Raw genomic sequence first — 21446 nt, 5'->3', positions numbered from 1 at the left:
ATGTCCTCAAGTAACATTCCAAACGGTTTTAAAGTAGGCGGCGTTAGAAGCGGCATATCAAAAAAAGAAGGCAAAAAAGATTTAGCGCTGTTTATCTCGGAATTTCCGGCAACGGCTGCGGGGACTTTTACGCAAAATATGGCAAAAGCCGCGCCCGTTGTAGTTGACATAGCCCGTCTTAAAAGAGGCGGAAAATTTTACGGCGTGGTTGCAAATTCGGGCTGCGCAAACGCATGCACCGGCGCGGAAGGCAAAAAAAACGCGCTTCAAATGTGTATGGAAATAGAAAATAAATTCGCTCTTCCGAAAGATTCCGTTCTCGTGGCGTCCACGGGCGTTATCGGTCAGCTTTTAAATATGCAAAAGTTTTACGGCGGCGTTGAACTGCTTAAATCTTCTTTAGGCAAATCCGTTAAAAATGAAAATGACGCCGCGCTTGCCGTAATGACTACCGATACTTTTATAAAAAAAGCCGCAAGAAAAATTAAAATTAAAAACGGCATAGTTAAAATTTGGGGCTGCGTGAAAGGCGCGGGAATGATTCACCCTGATATGGCTGGTCTGCATGCAACAATGCTTTCTTTTATTTTAACCGATGCGCAAATAGACGCTAAAAACTTACAAAAAACTTTAGAGAAATCGGTTGATCAGTCTTTCAATTGCGTTTCCGTTGACGGAGACACTTCAACAAACGATACCGTTATACTTTTGGCAAACGCCGCAAGCAAAACCGGAAAACTTGCCGGAAAAGATTTGAGAAAGTTTGCCGACGCGCTTGACGAAATTACCGTAGATCTTGCAAAACAAATTGCAAAAGACGGGGAAGGCGCGACAAAGTTTATAGAAATTGAAGTTAAAAACGCGAAAACGGCTAACGACGCAAAACTTATAGCGCGCACCATAGCGACATCTCCGCTTTTTAAAACGGCTGTTTTCGGCGCAGACGCAAACTGGGGCAGAGTTATAGCCGCGGCCGGCAGAGCGGGCGTTCCTTTTAACCCGGATAAAATAGACATAACCATGGGCGGCATTCAAACTTTTAAAAACGGAGCTCCGTTAAATTTCAGCGAAAAGCGCGCAAAAAAAGCGCTGCTGAAAAAAGATATAAAAGTAGAACTAAATTTAAAATGCGGCAAATGCGCGTCAAAATATTACGCCTGCGATTTTTCGTATGACTATGTAAAAATTAACGGCGATTACAGAAGTTAAGAAGTTTGGGCTTTGAAGTTTGGTAACGGCAATGAAAAAAACTTTGAAAATTTCTCATATTGAAAAAGACGCTCATAAAAAAGTTGCGGACGTTATTAAAAGCGGCGGGGTGGCGATAGTTCCTACGGAAACGGTTTATGGTTTTGCCGCGGACGCGTTTAATACGGAAGCTAAGAATATAATTTATAAAATTAAAGGCAGAAGTTATAAAAAACCTCTTGTTGTAATGACGCCTGACATTGAAAGCGTTAAAGTTTTAGTTGAAATTCCGCAAAAGGCTTTAAAGATTGCAAAAAAGTTTTGGCCGGGGCAGCTTACGTTAATTTTTCCGACGACAGAACTTGGTAAAATTTTGTCCGGCGGCAGAGATAATCTCGGCGTGCGCATTCCGAACAATGTTTTTATGTTAAAACTTTTAAAAGAAATCGCAAGCCCTGTTTGGACTACTTCCGTAAACGCTTCAGGTAAAAAAAGCGCTAAAAACTATAAAGACGTTTTAGAGTTTGACGGCGTTGCGGACGTTATAGTGGACGGCGGTAAATGCGAGTTTTCTTTTGAGTCCACGGTTATAGACATGGTAAAATTTCCATATGTAATAGTTCGCAAAGGGTGCTTAAATACTAATGAAATTTTAAAATATATTTAAGGAGCATGAAAAAATGACAATGTCTAATGTTCAAAAAACAGACGGCGAAATTTACGGGCTTTTAAACGCGGAGCTTGAAAGACAAAGAAACACCATAGAGCTTATTGCGTCTGAAAACATAACGTCTCAGGCGGTTATGGAAGCTCAAGGGTCTTGCTTAACAAATAAATACGCGGAAGGCTATCCGGGAAAAAGATATTACGGCGGCTGCGAAGTTGTTGACGTTGTGGAAACTTTGGCTATTGAAAGAGCGAAAAAACTTTTCAACGCAAAATTTGCAAACGTTCAGCCTCATTCCGGCGCGCAGGCAAATTTTGCCGTTTTTTTCGCGCTTGCAAAACCTGGCGACACGGTTTTAGGACTAAATCTTTCTCACGGCGGACATCTTTCTCACGGCAACCCTTTTAACGTCAGCGGAAAATGGTTTAACGTAATTTCTTATACGGTTGACGAAAAAACCGGAATAATAAATTATGACGAAATGGAAAAGTTGGCTTTAGAACATAAACCTAAAATTATTATTTCGGGCGCCAGCGCGTATTCAAGAATTTGGGATTGGAAACGTATCGGCGAAATTGCAAAAAAAGCGGGCGCTTATCACATGTGCGATATGGCTCATTATGCCGGACTTATTGCCGCCGGCGTTTATCCGTCGCCAATAGAATATGCCGATGTTGTAACAACAACAACTCATAAAACTCTTCGCGGTCCTCGCGGCGGTTTAATTTTAACTAACGACGAAGCTCTTGCAAAAAAAATAAACTCCGCGGTTTTCCCGGGCGAGCAGGGCGGGCCGTTAATGCACGTTATTGCCGCAAAAGCGGTTGCGTTTACCGAAGCGCTGCGTCCCGAGTTTAAACAATATCAATCTCAAGTTTTAATTAATGCTAAAGTTTTGGCGCAAACGCTTGAAAAAGGCGGATTAAAAATTGTTTCCGGCGGCACGGATTCTCACGTATTTTTAGTTGACTTAAGACCGTTAAACGTTAAAGGAAACACAGCGCAGGAAGTTTTGGAAAAAGCCGGCATTACGCTTAATAAAAACGGAATACCTTACGACCCGGAAAAACCGGCGATATCTTCCGGCATAAGAGTAGGTTCTCCGGCGGTAACCACAAGAGGAATGAAAGAGCCTGAAATGGTGAAAATTGCCGAAGCTATAGTTAAAGTTTTAAAACACATTGACGACCGGAAAGTTATATCCGACACAAAAGCGGACATGCAAAGACTCTGTAAAGATTTTCCGATTTATAAAGATTTGAAGTATTAATTGTTGTTTGCCGTTGTTTCATAAAAAGGAAAAAATGAAAAAAATTATTTTGAAAGCAGGCGAAGGTAAAAGAATTAAAAGCGGGCATAAGTGGGTTTTCTCAAATGAAATTAAAAATATTGAAGGAAGCCCGACGGTTAATGATATTGTCGCTCTTTATGATAACGACGAGGCTTTGATAGGTTTTGGTTTTTATAATCCGCATTCTTTAATTGCTTTTAGGCTTTTAAGCACAGTTGAAAATGAAGATATAAATATTGCGTTTTGGGAAAAGCGCATTGCATCCGCAAAAGCGTTAAGAGAAAAAGTTTACCCGAACGAAAAATCTTACCGCGCGATTTTTGGCGAGTCGGATAATATGTCAGGTGTTATCATAGATAAATACGGCGACTATTTATGCGCGCAATTTGTTTGCGCCGGCGCGGATTTTCGCAAGGCGGATATTTTAGAAGCCGCAAAACTTGTTTACAATCCTAAAGGAATTTTTATAAGAAACGACGCTCATTTAAGGCAGCTTGAAAACGCAAATCTTAAAGCGGAAAATGAAATTTATTTCGGCGAGATTTCCGAAGATATAATTATAGAAGAAAACGGATTGAAGTTTTACGCGGATATTGTCCGCGGGCAAAAAACAGGATATTTTTTTGACCAAAGAGACAACAGATTGAAACTTGCGAATTATGTAAAAGATAAAAAAGTTTTAGATTGTTATTGCCATACCGGCGCATTCGCAATATACGCAAAAAAAGCCGGGGCAAAAGAAGTTGTTTTTGTAGATTCATCTCTGCCCGCTCTTGAAACCGCGGAAAAAAATTATAATTTAAACGGGTTAAAAGATTATAACGGCGTAGAAGCGGACGCTTTGGAATATTTGCAGTCTAAAGAAGCCAAAAGCGAAAAGTTTGATATCGTAAACATAGATCCGCCGGGGCTTATAAAAAGCCGCAAAGATTTCAACGCGGGTTTTAAACATTACGTAAAAGTAAACGAAGCTGCCATAAGCCTTTTAAGACACGGAGGAATTCTTGCCACGTCGTCATGCTCTCACCATTTAAACTTTAAAGATTTCAAAGAAGTAATCAGCCAAGCCGCCGCAAAAGCAAAAAGAGAAGCCGTAATTTTAGAATACGGTTTCCAATCCAAAGACCATCCGATATTAGCCTCAATGCAAGAAACAGAATATTTAAATTTTGCAATTGTGTTGATTAAATAATTTATAATGTATTAACTTGTATAGCACGTATCATATGGTTGCAGCAAGCGCAGCAAATGAAATATGGGCAATAGATTTCGTATTTAATGTTGTGCTAAAATGTAGGCAGTCTAATTAACAGCAGTAAATACGCATATATGTCAGAATCTTTTGTTAGAAGTTAATGCAATCGTCAATTGAGTGGAAGAATTGTGGAATGAGACAAAATAGAACAGCTATTTAAAAACTTAACGTCTAATGAATTTATAAAAATTTTGTCATCAAATTTGAAAATCCAAGAGGCTAATTTCGCTAATATGATTGGCTTGTATTGTGTGGGGAAGATCATTAATTTCAAGATATGGGGACAATAAATGAATGAAAATCAACGTAAAATAGCATTTGTTACAGGTGCAAGTAGAGGCATTGGTGCTATTATAGCAAAAATACTTGCAAGAGATGGTTTTGATATATGGCTTAATTATCGCTCAAATAACCAAGAAGCCCAAAAGGTAAAGACCGAGATTGAGAAAATAGGGAGACAATGTTTGCTTTTGAAATTTGATGTTGCAGATTACAAACAAACTGAAGAAGCGTTATCTACTCTTCTTGAAACTCAAACTCCTTATGTTGTTGTAAATAATGCAGGGTTTAGAAGAGATACTCTTTTAGTTTGGATGAAAGAATCTGAATGGAAAGATGTTATATCAGTAACTCTTGATGGTTTTTTCAATATAACTAAAAATGTTCTTCCTTTTATGCTTAAAAACAGGGAAGGTAGAATTATCAATATTACTTCTGCGGCGGCGCATTTCGCTATTGCGGGTCAAAGTAATTATTCTGCGGCAAAAGCAGGGCTTGTCGGAGCGACAAAATCTCTTGCTGCAGAAGTTGCAAAAAGAAATATTTTAGTGAATGCAGTTTCGCCCGGGTTTATAGAAACTGAAATGCTTGAAGGACTTCCGATAAATCAGATAATTAAAACTATTCCGCTCGGGAAACTTGGCAAATCTGAAGATGTCGCTGAAATAGTGTCTTTTCTTGCCTCAAATAAAGCCGAATATATTACAGGGCAGGTGTTTCATGTGAACGGCGGAATTGGCGGATAAATTTATAATACAACAGAGAAAACATTTAATGCAAACATATGATGCGGTAGTTATTGGCAGCGGAATATCAGGTTTAACCTCGGCATTGCTGCTTTCTAAAAAATTTAAAAAAGTTGCAATAGTTGAACAGGCACTTGATATTGCTCCGTTATTTTCAGGGTTCAATAGACGCGGTGTTCATTTTGAAACCGGATTTCATTATTCTGGAGCATTGGGAGACGACGAAGTTGGCGGGTATATGTTTAAAGAACTTGGGCTCGATGTGCCCGTAGAGTTGTGTAATAAAGATGGCTTTGACTCCGCCCATCTTGTGGACTCAAACAGAATTTTTAAAATGCCTTTTGGGCGTAGAAATATGGAAGAAAAGCTTATTGAATATTTCCCTTGCGAAAAAGAAGGCATAAAAAAATATTTGGATTTATGCGAAGCTGTAATAAGCGCAACGCCTTTTTTAAATATTCACCGTAGGTCGTTTAAGGATGAAGATTTCTTTCGTTTTAGCGGCAGTACAGTATCACTGCGTGAGGTTTTAAATAAATGTTTTAAAGATGAAGAAATAAAAACACTTCTTTCGTTTTCTTCAATTCTTTACGGTTCTCCGCCGTCTATGGCAAGTTTTGACTTTCATTGTTGTTGCAGCGCCATAATGTATAGCAACGTATGGAAAATAAAAGGTGGCGCATCAACGCTTGTGAGGGCATTTAAAGAAGCGCTTAAAAAACAAAAGATAGATGTTTTAATAAACACTAAAGTTGTCCGGATTGAGAATTCTGACAATGTAAAAAAAATAAGTTTTGCAGATGGCAGTCAAATAGCGAGCGATATATGCGTCTCTGCAATACACCCTAAAGAGTTTATAAAAATTGCTCCGATTGGAAGTTATAGAAAGAAAAATTTTGAAAGAATAAAAGAAATGCGTGACACTTGCGGTTTTTTTGTTCTATATGGTATTCTTGCAGAAGATTGCGTAGATAATAATATAAACAACATTGCTTTTTTAAAAGCAAATGATTTTGAAAATGACCATAAAAATTTTATGTATATAAATATTTCAGATACGCGTCCACGTGCTGCTTGCGTTGTGCAATCTGTGGATTCTGATGAAAAGTTTTGGAATATTTCTAAAGAGGATTACAAAGCAAAAAAGATAAAAATAGCGCAAGAGATAAAAGCAAAGATTAGTTTGCTCTGCCCCGATATTTTTAGTAAAATTCAATTTGTAGATATGTCGTCTCCGGCGACAATGAAGAAATATGTAAATTATTACGGCACATATGGAAGTATGCATTGTATCAATAATGCAAACGTTATGCCGATTACAAAAATTCCGGGTTTGTTTTTGGTTGGGCAGGCTACTGTGGCGCCGGGTCTTATCGGTTCTATGATATCGGCATTTTTTCTTGACAAGTTGATGAAAAGGGAGCAGTATAAATGAGCGTAAATGCTTACAGCAGAAGAGTTGTAATTACGGGTGTCGGAGCAGTTTCTCCGTATGGCGCCGGAGCTTCTTTGCTTGCGCAAAATATGCTTGCCGGAAAGAGCAGCGTAAAGTTTAACGAAGAACTTGTAAAAATTTCCGAAATAACAAGTAAAGTCTCATCAACTATTGAAGATATAGATTTTTCATACATACCGCGCCACTTTAGACGATCGATGTCAAAAATGTCTTTATTTGCGGCGGTAGCTGTTAAGGAAGCGCTTAAGAGCGCAGGTTTTGAAAACGCTCCTGAGAATACTTCTTTGTTTTTGGGTTCTACTATAAGCAGTATGCAGGCTTGGATAGATTTTGTAAACAAATATAATAATAATGAATTTGATACCGTTAAAACTACGGCAATATTTCAAGTTATGAATCACTCGCCTTTAGCAAATATTGCACAGGCTTTTAATATAAAAGGACCAGGTTTTGGAACTAGCACCGCTTGTGCTACAGGGCTTGCTAATGCGGGGCTTGCATATCTTGCTGTTGCGACAGGGCTTGTTGAAAATGCGCTTTGCGGCGGAACAGATGAATATCATCCAATAATGACGGCATGTTTTGCAATTATGAATGCCGCAAGCAATATGTTTAATAATACTCCACAGAAAGCGTCCCGTCCTTTTGATTCTGCACGATGTGGTATAGTATGCGGCGAAGGCTGCGGTATGCTTTTTGTAGAATCGCTTGAAAGCGCCTTAAAAAGAAATGTAAAAATTTATGGTGAAATCATAGGTTTTGGAACAAATACGGAAACAAAAAGTATTTCTCATCCTTCAAAAGAATGTATAAGTGAATGTATGCAAATTGCCTTAAAAAGTGCATCACTTAACGCTTCGGACATAGATTTTATCAACGCTCACGCGACAAGTACTCTTGCCGGAGATGTTGAGGAAAGTAAAGCGATAAATGCAGTATTTGGCAGCAAGGTGCCTGTAAATAGTCTAAAAGGGCATATCGGACACACTATGGCTGCAAGCGGAACTCTCGAGCTTATAGCAATGTTAGATATGGTGCACCAAAATAAAATAGCAGCAACATTAAATTTAGAAAATATAGATAAAGAATGCTCAAATGTAAACCATCTTGTAAAAAATGCAAATTTAAAAATAAGCACATTTGTAAAAAATAGTTTTGCTCTTGGTGGTACAAACTGTTCTCTAATTGTGAGGAGATACGAATGATAAAAGAAGAAATTATTAGAAAGGTCAACGATGCGCTAATTAAAGAGTTTGAACTTGATCCGGCTGTAATGAAACCTGATGCAAATTTCTTTGCTGATTTAGGTTTAGACAGCCTTGATGCGGTTGATATGGTTGTTGTTTTGGAGCAGGCATTCAAAGTAAAAATGAGAACTAATTACGAAATTGGCAAAATTATAACGCTTAACGATCTCTATAACTATATAGAAGGGTTAATGAAAAAGAATGTCTGATTTTCTTAAAAAATTATACGCATTTCCATTTGTTGCCGCAGTGTATGTATGGCTTTCGCTTTCGGGCTTTTTTGTTTATCCGTTTTTTTTGATAACAGGCTTTAAAGAAGCGCAGCTTAGAAATTTTATTTATGTTCAGGGTAGTGTTGTCCAACTTGCAATTTTATTTGTTAGCGTATTCAATAAAAAGATAACGAAGAAACGTTTAATTGAACGCCCGTCAATTCTTGTGGCAAATCATCCCTGCACTTATGATACGTTTTTGTTTTCTGATTTTGGGATTAAAAATCTTGTCTGCATAGCAAAAGGTTGGCCGTTTAGAATTCCATTTTACGGAACATATATAGCAAAAGGAGGATATATAAACTCGGATGGTAAAACGGCGGAACAGATAATAGAAGAAGTCAGGAAAAAATTATCGCAAGGGCTTCACATAGGCATTTTTCCCGAAGGGACAAGAAGAAAAACTACAGGACGTTTCCACTCGCTTGCTTTTGAAGCGGCAATTAAAACAAAAACGCCGGTTGTGCCATTTGTAATTAAAGGATTAGAGGAGCTTCTTCCTCCTGGTTCATATTTTCCAAAAAAAGCCGATGTTGAGTATATTCAACTAGATTCGGTTTCACCAAAACAATTTGAAGGCGATGCCGGAGGTTTAAAAATGGCGCGCTATGTTAAAAAGTTGATAGTAAGCCAATTAAAATAGAATAGGAGGGTGGAATAGTGAAAAAAATAACAATGTCGGTATTGAGCATTTTTTGCTTTATTGCGTTTATTGTCGGATGTACTACGACAGCAACGAATAAAGATGTTATACAAACGGGAGTAGTGAAAATACAAAAAAATAAAGTGATTTATGTAATAAAAAGCGATGATGGTTCTTTTGATGGGAAAGTATACAATGGCTCCGGCGTAGCTATTACGAATATGTTTTCAGTTAATTTAAGACCTTATGCTTCAAATGTAATAATTGCTTCTTCAAAAAATTCATGGCAGGAGTATGTTAGCGATGCAAAAAAGAATAACGCCTACTATATCATTAAACCTACTATAATGCATTGGGAGCCAAGAGCGGCAGCGTGGTCAGGTGTTCCAACAAGAAGCGAAATTAATGTGTCTGTTTATGATGTTGCAGCTGCAAAAGAAGTAATAAATAGAACTATTGCGATTAAAGGACGCGCAATGACATTTTCAAATCAAAGCGCAGAAAAATTATCTGATGGCATTATTAAAAAATTTTGCGAGGATATTTTTTAGTAAAGGAGATATAAAATGAAAAAAAATCTTGCAGGTTTTTTTATTTTTTACTTCGACGGTATTTGCGGCTTCTCTTGCAATTGCAAATGTTGTCAACGTCTATTTGTCGGCAAAAGATACTAAAACGGTGGAAACTGCAATAATGCGAGCATGTCAGGATAAAGATTGGACGCCCGTAAAAAAACCAGACAATATAATTACTGCGACATTACATGTAATACAGCACATGATAGTTGTAGATATTAACTATAGCAAAACAGGGTACAGTATAACTTATAAAGACAGCGTTAATATGCAATATAATGCTTCTAAAAATAAAATCCATGCGAAATATAGCGCATGGGTTGCAAATTTTAGCAAAAGTATTAAGGGTAATATAGTGTATTAAATTTTATGATTAAATCCTTTAATTTAAAAAAACATATGTTTCATAAAGCGCCTATGCTTCTTGTGGATAAAATTCTCGAAGAAAGTGAAAGCAGAGGGCAGACGAAATTTTTTATCAAGCCGGATAATATTTTTGTAGACGAAAATAATTTCTTTTCCAGAGCTGCGTTTATTGAAATTGCGGCTCAATCTTTTGCTGCCATAGATTTATACCAAAAAAACAAAAAAAATAAAGAAAGTGCAAAAGGATTTCTTGTAAGCGTTAGAGATTTTTCGTTTTATAATGACGCAAAAGCAAACGAGGAAATCTTTTGTAATTTAGAACGAATAGACAGCATTGAACAGATGCATATCATTAAAGTTGAGGTTTTAAAAGATAGAACTGTTCTCGCCGGCGGAGAATTGAGAATTTTTGAAATTTTGGAGTGATAATGGCGATAAAAAAAATTTCTTTATGCGTACTGTTTTTGTTCTTTTTCATGGTTTTTTCGTATGCCGGCAACATAGATGACATTTTTAAAGATTTTTCCTCAGTCCAAACCATTGCAAGTAGTTTTACAATGGAAAAATATCTTTCAATTTCTCAAAAACCTTTTATAAGTTCAGGGAAATTCTATTTTAAAAATCCGGATTTCTTAAAGTGGCAATATTTTGCGCCTTTTGAATACGGTTTTATGATTGACGGTAACAAAACTTTCTCATGGCAGTATAACAACAATGGCAAAAGAGAAGTTAAAGATATAAGCAATCAGCCTATGGCAAAGGCTATGGTTAGCCAGTTATATGTTTTTATTGTAATGGATAAAGATTCAATTTCAAAAACATACAAAATTGAAGAGAGTGAAGGCGGTATAGTTTTATATCCTAAAGACAACTCAACAAAACAAATGATTGAAAATATAAAAATAATATTTTCAAGTTCAATTGCAGCCGTGAGGAAAGTAGTTATTTTAAATAGAAACGGAGATAAAACGATTATCACTTTCTCTGGAACGGAAATAAACAAGGATTTGCCTGAAAATGTGCGAGTCATTTAATTTTGAAGTCATTTTCAAGTATAAAAAAATTTATTTAGCGTTATTGTGTCTTATTTTCGTATTTTTTATTTTTCTTTTTTCAAAAATAAGTTTTCGAGAAGACATATCCGAAATGCTTCCGGATTCTTTGTCAAAGGAAATAAAACTTTTCCAAAACTCTCCTTTAGCAAATAAACTTTTCATTGTTGTAAGCGCTGATACTTCTCAAGGCATTCAACAAACGGTAGATACTGTTTCTTCAATTCTTTTAAACGATGAGACTTTGTCATTGAAAGTGGTCAATACCGATAAAGATTTCATGCTTGCTTATTATTACGGCGTTCCTGAAATTTTTAATGAAGATTTAGAAAATCAGTTAAATTGTTTTTTAACGACGACCGATATATCAAAAAGAGTTGAGGATAATATAAAAAGATTGTGTTTTGCAGAAGGAATTTTTCTGCAAGATTTCATTATTGTAGATCCTATAGGAATGTTTTCAATATTTGCCGACAGGCTTAAAATCTTAGACGTTTCCGGTTCGCTTGAAATAAATAACGGATTTCTTATCTCTAAAGATTCAAAACATGCACTTTTTGTTTTTGACTACCCTAAAAATTTTCTTGACGGAAACTATGCTTTAAAAATAGACGAAATTTTTAAAACGATAAAAAAAGACCTGCCTGAAAACACTTCAGTTTTTTATATGGGTGCTCCGCGTTATACCGTGGAAAATCGCTCGGTAATAGTTTCCGATATGTCTAAAATATTCGCTATATCGACAGCTCTTATGATTGCGTTGTTTTTGGTTTTTTTAAGAGATAAAAAAGCGATTTTCATTTATGTTATGCCGGCTGTAACCATTATATTTGCCGCAGTGATAACATTCTTTACTTTTAAAACTATCTCCGGAATTACAATAGGTTTTGGTTCTGTTTTAATGGGATTATCTGTGGATTATTCCGTATATATGTATTTTGCAATGAAATCTTCTACTGAAGAAAATAAATTTGCAAACGCAAAAAAAATGTTCAAGCCTATATTTATAAGCGCAATGACGTCTATATTTACTTTTATGATTTTATTTTTTTCAAATATAGGAGTCTTTAGACAAATTGCATTGTTTTGCGCAGGAGGACTTCTTATCGCCATGGCGCTGTCGTTTTTAACTGCGGCTTTTATTTTTGATGTTAAGAAAGAAGAGTTAAGTAAGAAAGAAGAGTTAAAGCAAATTAATGTTGCTGTAACTTTAAAACCTTATGTCGCATGGATTATAGTATTTGTAATTTTTTCTGCCGGCATTGTAGGTTTTAAATTTGTCCAGTTTGATATTTCATTGCAATCTCTAAATACAGTTACGAAAAATTTTGAAAATGACAGGAAAGAGTTTGAAGAACTTATAGGCGGGGCGTATGATAATAATGCAATGGTTTTTGTTTTGGGAAAAGATAAAGAAGAAGTTCTTGAAAACAATGAAAAGCTTTTTCAGATAAATTCCGGACATCTTAAACTTGCCGAATTGTTTCCTTCTCAAAAAACAAAAGCCAATAATGTGAAACGTTGGAAAAATTTTTGGACTGCGCAAAAGATTGCAGATATAAAAAAAGCAATAAACAAAATGTCAATAAAATATGCAATTAAACCCGATGCTTTTGATAATTTTTACAATTATTTAAATACAGGTCAATTTGGTGAGCATGAACGTTTTGATATGTATGAAATATTTAACCCTATAATACAAACAGGGGAAGAATACGCTTTTGTAAATATTGTGCCTGCACAGGCGCAAATAAACAATAATGATAATATTGAAACAGTGATGATATCAAATGAAGTTCTGCAAAAAAAAATAGTTTCGGATATTTCTTCGAGTTTTTTTGTAATAGTAATTTCTTTGATAATATTTTCTTTTGTAGCTTTGGTTGCAATGCTTAAAAGTTTTAAATTGGCGCTACTTTCACTTTTACCTCCGCTGTGTTCAATATGCATTTTTTTTGCTATGGCGGCGCTGCTTAGTATAAAAATTAATTTATTCGGGCTTTTTGCAATGCCTCTTCTTTTGGGGCTCGGAATAGATTATGGCTTATTTGTAATTTTCCAAAATACAGCGGCGACAGAACTTCATCCAACAAAAGCGGTTGTTATTGCGGCGTTTTCAACACTTATCGGTTTTGGTTCACTCATGGCGGCGCAACATAAGGTTTTATTTATTATAGGTTTTATGGTTTTTACTGGCATTCTTACTGCAATTTTAGTAAGTATTTTTATTCTGCCTGCTTTCTTAAAAAATATAAAAAAAAATTCTTTAGCACTCCTTGCGGTCTTTATATTATTTTCGGGCTGTGCTTCTATAAGCAAAGTTCATTACAATATTGAACCTGAACAAAATGAAACACAATCCTTATCAATTGAAATGTTTTACGGCGTTTACGAAGACAGCTTGCCATTTAACGCCTTAACTGTAACAGAGCGAGATGGAAATAGAGTTGTAATAATGAGCGATTTAGGCGTCAAGTTGTTGGATATGAAAGTAAAAAATAACGGAGAAACGGATATATATTTTTATATGAGCCATATGCCAAAAAATAATATTGAAGAAATTGCTTCTTTTTTTACAGAGTATTTTTTTGACGGCGAAAAGAAAAATATAGAAGAATTAAACGGAAGAATTAATTTCTACAACGGAAAAAATTCTGTTTTATGGATGAATAAAATATGACGAGAGTTAAAGAAGATATAAAAAAATCATTTGAAAATTATGAAAACTTAATCTTTACATTTTTCATAAAAGAGAATTTTTGTGCGTTTCAAGGACATTTTCCTCATCGTCCTCTTTTGCCCGGAATAGTACAGATAGAAATGGCAATGTTTTGCATCAATAAACTGTTAAACAGGGAAAATGTTGTCTTAAAAGGAGTTAAAAAAATAAAATTTATTAAACCTATTTTACCAAACAGCCGTATTTTTATTGCAGTGGCGCAAACCGGAGAAAGTTTTAAAATTATTATCAAAGACGAGAAAGAAATCTACTCACAAATGAATATTGAGGTTACTTAATCATGATTCAAAAATCTTATTTTAAACAAAATCCACAAGACCCTAAACCTTTAAAATATACCATTGAGCGTCAAGTTCGCTTTGATGAATTAGACCCGCTAAATATTATGTGGCATGGAAACTATGCAAGCTTTTTTGAAGAGGGGCGCGTAACGTTGGGAGATAAGTATTCTATAGGTTACCTTGATTTCTTTAATCATGGAATAAATATCCCATTGAAAAAGTTTCATGTAGATTATGTTTTACCGCTTGAATTCAAGCAAACATATAAGATAGAAACGTTGCTATATTGGAATGAAGCGGCAAGGTTAGATTTTGAATTCCATATTTATAATCAAAAAGATGAACTTATGACTACAGGTTATAGTATTCATTTGATGATAGACAACGTTAAGGGAATACTTGTTGCAAAACCTGCTTTTTTTGAGAAATTTTGCGAGAATTGGAAAAAAGGTCAAATCTAATAATGGCGAAAATTTTGTTGATATCTGCCAATACATACGTTTATCCATATCCTGTTTACCCTATCGGAATGGCGGCGATAAGCGCGGCACTTAAAAAAAATAACCATACGGTTTTACAATATGATTGCCTGTTTCCGAATAAATCTCTTAGGGAAACAATAGCGGAATTTAACCCGAATATTGTCGGTATATCTGTCAGAAATATAGATAATGAAGATTATTTAGCTGCAGATAACCATTGGTCGTGTGATGTTGTTAAAAATTTAATCAGGGAAATAAAAAGTGTTAATAATATACCTGTTTTTCTTGGAGGAGCCGGTTTTTCTGTTGTGGCTGAAAAATTTTTAGATTATGCAAATGCCGATTTTGGGATAGTTGGAGCAGGGGAAAAATCTGTTCAGGTTTTAGTAAGCAATATTTTATCAGGTGAAAATATAAAAGAAAATATATTTTCTTCACAAGGTTTTGATTCGGCACTTGAACCGGATATAGACAAAAATCTATTACAAAAATATATGCGTTCAGGCGGGCTTCTTGGTGTTCTTACAAAACGCGGTTGTGCATATAAATGCGGATACTGTTCCTATCCGTCAATTGACGGCAGAAAATTTGCTGCGTTTGAAGTTAAAACTATTGTTGGCTACATAAAAAAATTACAACAAGAAATGGGTGTAAATGAAATCTTTTTTACGGATTCTGTTTTTAACGATTCTTGCGGGTATGCGTGCGATTTGTGCAGAGAGATTATCAGTCAAAATGTGAAAATTAAATTTGCGGCATATTTTAATCCGGCTAATGTTTCATTTGAAGACTTAAAACTTTTTAAAGAAGCTGGGCTTTTTGCCGTTGAACTTGGAACGGATGCAGCATGTGATACAACTTTGAATGCTTTAAAAAAAACATTTAAATTTGATGATGTTTTAAAATTTCAAAGTATGTGCGATGATTTAAGGCTTCCATGCTCGCATTTCATTATCTTTGGTGGACCTGATGAAACATACGGCACTATACAAGAAAGCCTTGACAATATTAAAAAAATTAACAATGGCGTTGTAATGGTTTTTTCAGGCGTGAGGGTGCACTATAATACTGAAATTTATAATCGCGCTCTTAAAGAAGGAAAGTTGACGAAAGATACAAATCTGCTAAAACCATATTATTATTTTTCAGATAAAATTAATATTTCCAAAATGAACGATATGATATTGCAATCTTTTAAAGGTAATAGAAAAAGAATATTCCCACCTGAAAAAGGAGAAGAGATGATGAGAACTCTCAGGGGGTTCGGATACAAAGGACTTTTGTGGGATACTCTTATAAAATTTTAATATGATATCAACAAAATTTAAACTATTAGTTGTAATACCGCTTTACAATCATAGTGCGACTGTTCGGAAAGTTGCGCAAGAAACGTTGCTGTATTACAAAGATATTTTAATTGTTGACGACGGCAGCTCTGATGACGGAGTTCAAACAATTAAAGATATGCCGATCAATGTCATAAGGTTTGCAAAAAATAAAGGTAAAGGTGCGGCTATTCTTGCTGGAGCGCAATGGGCAAAAGATAATAAATTTACACATATAGTTACCATAGATGCTGACGGGCAGCATTATGCTTCTGATATTGAAAAACTTATTGATGCTGCTCAAAAACATATACATTCTATTATCATAGGTAAAAGAAATTTTGCCGACCCATTAATTCCTTTGGCGTCAAAGTTCGGACGAAAATTTTCTGGTTTTTGGGCTAAGGTGCAAACAAGCAAACAAATAACAGACATACAAAGCGGGTTCAGAGTTTATCCTGTTGAACTTTTTGGTAAATACAAAATTTTTTCAAAAAGATTTACTTTTGAAGTTGAAATAATAGTAAAAGCTATTTGGATGGGGTTTAGCGTTCAAGAAGTTGAAGTTGGCGTTTATTATCCGCAGCCTTCCGACAGAGTGTCTCATTTTAAATTTATAAAAGATAATGCCAGACTTGGAGTTTTAAATACATACCTTACAATTCGTTCAATGATACCTATTGCGCACAGGAAGTATATTGAAGATGAAAAGGGCTGCCTGATTTCTGTAAATCCTTTTAAAGTGGTAGTGGAACAAATGAAAAGAGAAGACAATCCTTTTCATTTGGGAATTTCTGCCGCGTGGGGCTCTTTTTGGGGAGCAATTGCTCTGCCGGGCATAAGAAATATATTTTTATTCGTTGGCGTAGGTTGGTTTAATTTAAATAGAGCAGTGGCTTTCAGCGTTGATAAGCTTGCAATGCCACCGTTTATCCCTTTTATTTGCATTGAAGTCGGATATTTTTTACGTCATGGAAATTTTATTACTGAAATAAGTTGGAAAATAATAGGCGTGCAATTTTTTCAAAGAATTTGGGAATGGATTATAGGTTCATTAATCGTTGCTCCAATTTTTGCGCTTATTGTCGGCTCTATAGTGTTTTTTGCAGGTAAAATTTTAAGGAAGAGTCTTATATATGGTTCAAAAGTGGACAGGTAAAAGTTTAGGCAGCAGATTTTTTCAAAACCTGCTTGGTATTTTTATAAAATATGGTGGAAGATGGACGGCATATTTTGTTTTGTACCCCATAGTTCTTTTTTATACGTTTTTACCTTCAGTGAGAATAAAGGCTTCTTTTTATTTAAAACACAGATTTCCAAACAGCGGTAAAATAAGCCTTTGGTTTAAAACTTATAAGTTAAATTTTACTTTCGGTAAAATTCTCATTGACAGAGCGGTTTTGGGCATAAGGGGGGATATAAAAATTATCTCTTCAAAAAAAGACCAGCAACTTTGCCGCGATTTAGTCGCGCAGGGCAAAGGATTAATAATTATTAGCGCTCATTGCGGTTGTTGGCAGGCGGCAATGTCTTCTTTTGATTTTTTAGAAGGAGAAAAATATGTTGTTTATCACAGAAGTAAAAAAGATGTTGATAAACACGCTCATGAGCTGTCAGGTAAACAATCTCTGGTTCAATTTATAGATCCAAACGGTTTTGGGGGCGGAACGATAGAGATTATGTCTGTACTTGCTAAAAAAGGTATAGTTTGTATGATGGGAGATAGAACTTTCGGCGGAAAAATAGGCAAAGAGAATTTTATAAAAGTAGATTTTCTCGGCGGTAAAATAAATATACCTTTTAGTATTTATAGAATTGCGGGCGCAACAGGCGTTCCTATTGCAGTAATTTTTTTCCCATATCAAGGAAGTGGAAAAGTAGATTCTTTAATACCTGCTGCGTTCTTTGTTGAAGATAAAGGTCACGCCCGTGAAAACTATTTTCAAGAAGCGCAAAAATTTATACAATCTCTTGAAGAGTTTACAAAAAAATACCCCTATCAGTTTTATAATTACTATGATATGTGGAGTTAAAACGATATGCAAAGAGTGAGTGTTGTCCGCTAAAAATAAAGAAACAATGGAGAAAAAATGATACCTACATCGTTAGACGATATTAAAAAAGTTTTAAGTGCAAACTTAGATATTGAGGGGATTGATTTAGATAGTGTAAATGAGGATACTCCTTTGTTTTTCGGACTTGGTTTAGACAGTTTGGACGCTATAGAACTTGTGATAATTTTGCGTAAAAATTATGATATTGTAATAGAGAATATGGATGAAGGAAGAAATATTTTCCAGACGATAGGAACATTGAGAAAACATATAGAAGCCAACAGAAAAAAATGATGTTTTAGATTGTTGCAAGACCTCATTCTTCTGCCGTTATCCCGTATTTTACGCGGGCTTTTTCGTTTGTTTTGAATTGCCGCGCTGATTTTGTGTCAGCTTGTAATGGTGAACAAGGCAAGCGGGTGGAAGTATCTAAGTTAATAATAAATAGGGACACTCTTAATGAAAATAATTGTTTCGGGTTGCGGCTGCATTTGCGCTTTAGGAAATAATATAGTAGAAATTACTAAAAATTTATTTGTTGGAAACAGCGCGCCATCGATTGTTTGTGAAAGGCTTAAAAGTTCTTATTGCGCACAATATCCAGTGTTTCAGGTTTCAAAAGAAATTCTTGCTCAAAAGAAAGAAGACGAAAGTTACAGTTATTTATTTTTGAGAAAATCTTTGCAGGAAGCCATTGAAAAAGCCGGTTTGCAAATATCGGATTTAAAAAATGCAAGAATTGGCGTCTGTATCGGCACAACTGTAGATGTTTCTTTTAATTGTTTTGATTTTTATAAAGAATTGAAAACTGCAAAAAATCCACCGCTTGAACCTTTAGATAAATATATCCACTATTCTACTGCTAAAGAAGTTTTAAAACAACTCGGACTTAACGGAATTTCTCAGACGGTTGTAACTGCGTGCGCTTCCGGAACAGACGCAATTGGAATTGGCGCCGAGTGGATTGAAAATTCTATGTGTGATGTTGTTATAGCAGGCGGCTGCGATGAACTTAATATGATTCCTTATACGGGTTTTATAAAGCTTATGGTAGCTTCAAAAGAACTGTGTAAACCTTTTGATAAAAACAGAGCCGGAATCAATCTTGGCGAGGGTGCAGGTATTGTTATAATGGAATCCAGAGAGTTTGCGGCAAAAAGAAACGCTAAAAAAATAGGGGCAGTTTTAGGTTATGGCAATGCTTGCGACGGTTATCATACTACCTCTCCGGAACCTTCGGGCAGGGGGTTAAGAAAAGCATTGAATTTTGCTTTACGACAATCAAATATCAAATTTGAAAATATTGCTTTTATAAACGCTCATGCCACGGGCACTCAAGATAATGACATGGCGGAAGCTGTTGTTTTTAATTCAGTATTAAAAAATATTCCTGTTAGCGCGACAAAAAGCCTTACCGGTCATACCTTGGGCGCTGCCGGTGCGGTGGAAGCCTGCATATCTTTAATATGTTTAAATGAGGGCAAAATTCCAGCGGTTAAAAATTTTATAACTGTCGATGATAAATTAAATTTAGTTCCTGCTTTATTGACGCAAAAAATTGACAATTCAAAAGCTGCAATTTCAGATTCTTTGGCTTTCGGCGGATGTAATGCTGTATTGGCGCTTGGCGGAAAAAATTATGAGTAAATTATACGTTAAAAGCGCAAATTATATTAATAATACTACAGGGCTTGCGTCTTTTTTTCAAGCAAAGCAATTACGCCGCATAGATAATCTTCAAAAACTTGCTCTTTATGCAGCGGTAAAAACTTTGTCACAGGCAGGCATAGATTTAAAAGCGGAAAAAGAAGATATTGGGCTTATAATTGCAACTGCTAAAGGTCCGGTAAAACAGGTTTGTGCTTTTATGGACAGCATAATCTATGACGGCGATGTTTTGGCGTCTCCATTGGCTTTTTCTGCATCAGTTCACAATTCTTTTGAAACAGTGATAACAAGGCTTTTGAATTTTAGAGGACATTGTATAACAATCAGCGATGGCGCAAACTCTTTTGAGAGCGCATTGATTACTGCTGAAAGTTGGCTGCAATCAAAAAGATGTAAAGATATTCTCTTGTGCATTATTGATGAAATTAACCCTGTAACTCTTGAACAATACAAAAACAAAATACATTCTGTTGATGCAGCCGCTGCTTTCGTTTTTACATTGGATGAAAATAATGCAAAATTGATTGTTAATACAAAAGAGGCTGATGAATTTAATCCGTCAATGACGGCATTTAATTTATCAAAACAATATTCGCAATTTGTATCTCAAGAAGAAACAAGCCGTATAGTAAAAGACTATATTAAAACTTATATAGCAGGAAGTAAGACGGATGTTATGTCTGTTTTTGAAAATCAGGATATAGAAAAATTAATAACTGGTTTTGCTCAAAAAGAAAAAGTTTTTGAAGGGTTAAAACTTTTATGCTCTTTAGACGATAATATTGAGTCAATCAAAACGCATGAAAAACAATGTTTTAAATCAATGAATGATAAAAAACGGATAAATTTTTTTACTTCAGGAAGCTCCGGCGTTGCCAAAAATTGTATTCATTCAAAAGACATGATAGACGAAGAAGTTGAAGGTTTATCTTTTTTATTTATAGGAGTCAATCGAATAGTTGCAACGGTTCCCGCTCACCACTCCTATGGATTTATTTTTACACTTAAAATGCCTGATTTTCTCAAAGTTCCTATCGTAATGCATCCGCCTATACCATTTTTGGACTGGGGTAAATTACTTCAAGAAAATGATTTACTTGTTTCGTTTCCTCTGTTTTTGCAATATCTTGCCGATCTTGATTTTAAATTTCCAAAAAGCATTACAATTTTAACTTCAACAGCTCCTTGCCCTGATGCTTTAATTGAAAAACTGTATGCAAACGGCGTAGAGAAAGTAATAGAAATTTATGGAGCTTCAGAAAGCGGAGCAATAGCATTTAGACAAAAGGCAGGTTCATCATTTGAACTTCTACCTTTTTGGAATTTTACGATAGAGAATAAAACGATAAAAGAGATACAGAGGAAAAATACTACTTTAAAAATTGAAGTTCCAGATATTACCAAATTAGACGGCGAACGGTCTTTTTTTGTGATTGGTAGAAAAGATAATGCTGTGCAAGTTGCAGGAGTAAATGTTTTTCCGACAAAGGTTGAAAGAATACTGAAAACGCATCCTTTTATAAACGATGTTATTGTTAGACTTGGCAAGGGAAGATTGAAAGCTTTTATTGTGCTTAAGGACAACATAGATGTACAAGAAGCCCAAAAGAGTGTATATCAATTTATAAAAAGTTCCTTTACAACTCATGAGATGCCAAAAAAAATAACTTTTGGCAACAAACTTCCACTCACTCCATTTGGCAAAAAAGCCGATTGGGATTAAAAGCAATCAAAAAAACATAAAAATAATGGGTCAGTGGGATGGGTGCCCAAAAATTACCCGTAGAGCGCTTGTTTTATAAAGAACGTCTAACGGGTAAAAAATACCCGTAGAGCGCTTATTGACAAAAAAGCGTCTA

22 protein-coding genes are annotated in these 21446 nt (G+C 35.3%); all 22 read left to right on the top strand.

Annotated features, from left to right (window positions below):
• The 22 genes from argJ to Epro_RS04810 all read left to right on the top strand — a co-directional run bounded on the left by argJ (position 1) and on the right by Epro_RS04810 (position 21310).
• The gene (gene argJ / locus Epro_RS04915) at positions 1–1209 is read left to right on the top strand and encodes a bifunctional glutamate N-acetyltransferase/amino-acid acetyltransferase ArgJ (protein WP_052570885.1); all 1209 of its coding nucleotides are present in this window, start codon (positions 1–3) and stop codon (positions 1207–1209) included.
• A 31-nt stretch (positions 1210–1240) separates the two neighbouring features.
• A complete protein-coding gene (locus tag Epro_RS04910) occupies positions 1241–1855 on the top strand; it encodes an L-threonylcarbamoyladenylate synthase (RefSeq protein ID WP_144412050.1) in 615 nt (204 codons plus the stop codon).
• Positions 1856–1874: 19 nt separating this feature from the next.
• Positions 1875–3125 carry a serine hydroxymethyltransferase gene (gene glyA / locus Epro_RS04905; RefSeq protein ID WP_052571593.1) on the top strand — a complete coding sequence of 417 codons (1251 nt, stop codon included), beginning with the start codon at positions 1875–1877 and terminating at the stop codon, positions 3123–3125.
• A gap of 34 nt (positions 3126–3159) precedes the next feature.
• Complete coding sequence (locus tag Epro_RS04900) at positions 3160–4338, top strand: class I SAM-dependent rRNA methyltransferase (RefSeq protein ID WP_052570883.1); 1179 nt, start codon at positions 3160–3162, stop codon at positions 4336–4338.
• Between the two features lie 353 nt (positions 4339–4691).
• A complete protein-coding gene (gene fabG / locus Epro_RS04895; protein ID WP_052570882.1) occupies positions 4692–5426 on the top strand; it encodes a 3-oxoacyl-ACP reductase FabG in 735 nt (244 codons plus the stop codon).
• A 28-nt stretch (positions 5427–5454) separates the two neighbouring features.
• Positions 5455–6861 carry a phytoene desaturase family protein gene (locus Epro_RS04890; RefSeq protein ID WP_144412049.1) on the top strand — a complete coding sequence of 469 codons (1407 nt, stop codon included), beginning with the start codon at positions 5455–5457 and terminating at the stop codon, positions 6859–6861.
• Positions 6858–8087, top strand: a complete 1230-nt coding sequence (locus tag Epro_RS04885) for a beta-ketoacyl-[acyl-carrier-protein] synthase family protein (protein ID WP_052570880.1) — start codon at positions 6858–6860, stop codon at positions 8085–8087. Before Epro_RS04890 ends, Epro_RS04885 begins: the two co-directional genes overlap by 4 nt.
• Complete coding sequence (locus Epro_RS04880) at positions 8084–8338, top strand: acyl carrier protein (protein ID WP_052570879.1); 255 nt, start codon at positions 8084–8086, stop codon at positions 8336–8338. The genes Epro_RS04885 and Epro_RS04880 overlap by 4 nt, the downstream gene beginning before the upstream one ends.
• Complete coding sequence (locus Epro_RS04875; RefSeq protein ID WP_052570878.1) at positions 8331–9044, top strand: lysophospholipid acyltransferase family protein; 714 nt, start codon at positions 8331–8333, stop codon at positions 9042–9044. Before Epro_RS04880 ends, Epro_RS04875 begins: the two co-directional genes overlap by 8 nt.
• Before the next feature lie 17 nt (positions 9045–9061).
• Positions 9062–9595: a DUF4823 domain-containing protein gene (locus tag Epro_RS04870; RefSeq protein ID WP_052570877.1), complete on the top strand. Its 534-nt coding sequence runs from the start codon at positions 9062–9064 to the stop codon at positions 9593–9595.
• A 28-nt stretch (positions 9596–9623) separates the two neighbouring features.
• A complete protein-coding gene (locus Epro_RS04865; RefSeq protein WP_052570876.1) occupies positions 9624–9983 on the top strand; it encodes a hypothetical protein in 360 nt (119 codons plus the stop codon).
• A gap of 5 nt (positions 9984–9988) precedes the next feature.
• On the top strand, positions 9989–10411 hold the full coding sequence (locus tag Epro_RS04860; RefSeq protein ID WP_052570875.1) for a hotdog family protein: 423 nt from the start codon (positions 9989–9991) through the stop codon (positions 10409–10411).
• A gap of 2 nt (positions 10412–10413) precedes the next feature.
• Positions 10414–11019: an outer membrane lipoprotein carrier protein LolA gene (locus tag Epro_RS04855; RefSeq protein ID WP_052570874.1), complete on the top strand. Its 606-nt coding sequence runs from the start codon at positions 10414–10416 to the stop codon at positions 11017–11019.
• A 112-nt stretch (positions 11020–11131) separates the two neighbouring features.
• On the top strand, positions 11132–13717 hold the full coding sequence (locus Epro_RS04850) for an MMPL family transporter (RefSeq protein WP_158409016.1): 2586 nt from the start codon (positions 11132–11134) through the stop codon (positions 13715–13717).
• Positions 13714–14055 carry an ApeI family dehydratase gene (locus Epro_RS04845; RefSeq protein ID WP_052570872.1) on the top strand — a complete coding sequence of 114 codons (342 nt, stop codon included), beginning with the start codon at positions 13714–13716 and terminating at the stop codon, positions 14053–14055. Before Epro_RS04850 ends, Epro_RS04845 begins: the two co-directional genes overlap by 4 nt.
• A 2-nt stretch (positions 14056–14057) precedes the next feature.
• The gene (locus tag Epro_RS04840; RefSeq protein ID WP_202812871.1) at positions 14058–14519 is read left to right on the top strand and encodes an acyl-CoA thioesterase; all 462 of its coding nucleotides are present in this window, start codon (positions 14058–14060) and stop codon (positions 14517–14519) included.
• Between the two features lie 2 nt (positions 14520–14521).
• Positions 14522–15847, top strand: a complete 1326-nt coding sequence (locus Epro_RS04835; RefSeq protein WP_052570871.1) for a lipid biosynthesis B12-binding/radical SAM protein — start codon at positions 14522–14524, stop codon at positions 15845–15847.
• 1 nt (position 15848) lies between these two features.
• Positions 15849–17024 carry a glycosyltransferase gene (locus Epro_RS04830; RefSeq protein WP_052570870.1) on the top strand — a complete coding sequence of 392 codons (1176 nt, stop codon included), beginning with the start codon at positions 15849–15851 and terminating at the stop codon, positions 17022–17024.
• Positions 17002–17898, top strand: coding sequence for a lysophospholipid acyltransferase family protein (locus Epro_RS04825; protein ID WP_052570869.1), 897 nt, complete (start codon positions 17002–17004; stop codon positions 17896–17898). The genes Epro_RS04830 and Epro_RS04825 overlap by 23 nt, the downstream gene beginning before the upstream one ends.
• Before the next feature lie 57 nt (positions 17899–17955).
• Positions 17956–18213 carry a phosphopantetheine-binding protein gene (locus Epro_RS04820; RefSeq protein ID WP_052570868.1) on the top strand — a complete coding sequence of 86 codons (258 nt, stop codon included), beginning with the start codon at positions 17956–17958 and terminating at the stop codon, positions 18211–18213.
• 165 nt (positions 18214–18378) lie between these two features.
• Positions 18379–19566, top strand: coding sequence for a beta-ketoacyl-[acyl-carrier-protein] synthase family protein (locus Epro_RS04815; protein ID WP_052570867.1), 1188 nt, complete (start codon positions 18379–18381; stop codon positions 19564–19566).
• Positions 19559–21310: a beta-ketoacyl synthase chain length factor gene (locus tag Epro_RS04810; RefSeq protein WP_158409014.1), complete on the top strand. Its 1752-nt coding sequence runs from the start codon at positions 19559–19561 to the stop codon at positions 21308–21310. Before Epro_RS04815 ends, Epro_RS04810 begins: the two co-directional genes overlap by 8 nt.
• Positions 21311–21446: the final 136 nt, after the last annotated feature.

The organism is Endomicrobium proavitum, from assembly GCF_001027545.1.
In the GTDB taxonomy this organism is placed as follows: domain Bacteria; phylum Elusimicrobiota; class Endomicrobiia; order Endomicrobiales; family Endomicrobiaceae; genus Endomicrobium; species Endomicrobium proavitum.
The sequence above is the reverse complement of the archived record's forward strand: the minus strand, read 5'-3'. Positions and strand labels throughout refer to the sequence as shown.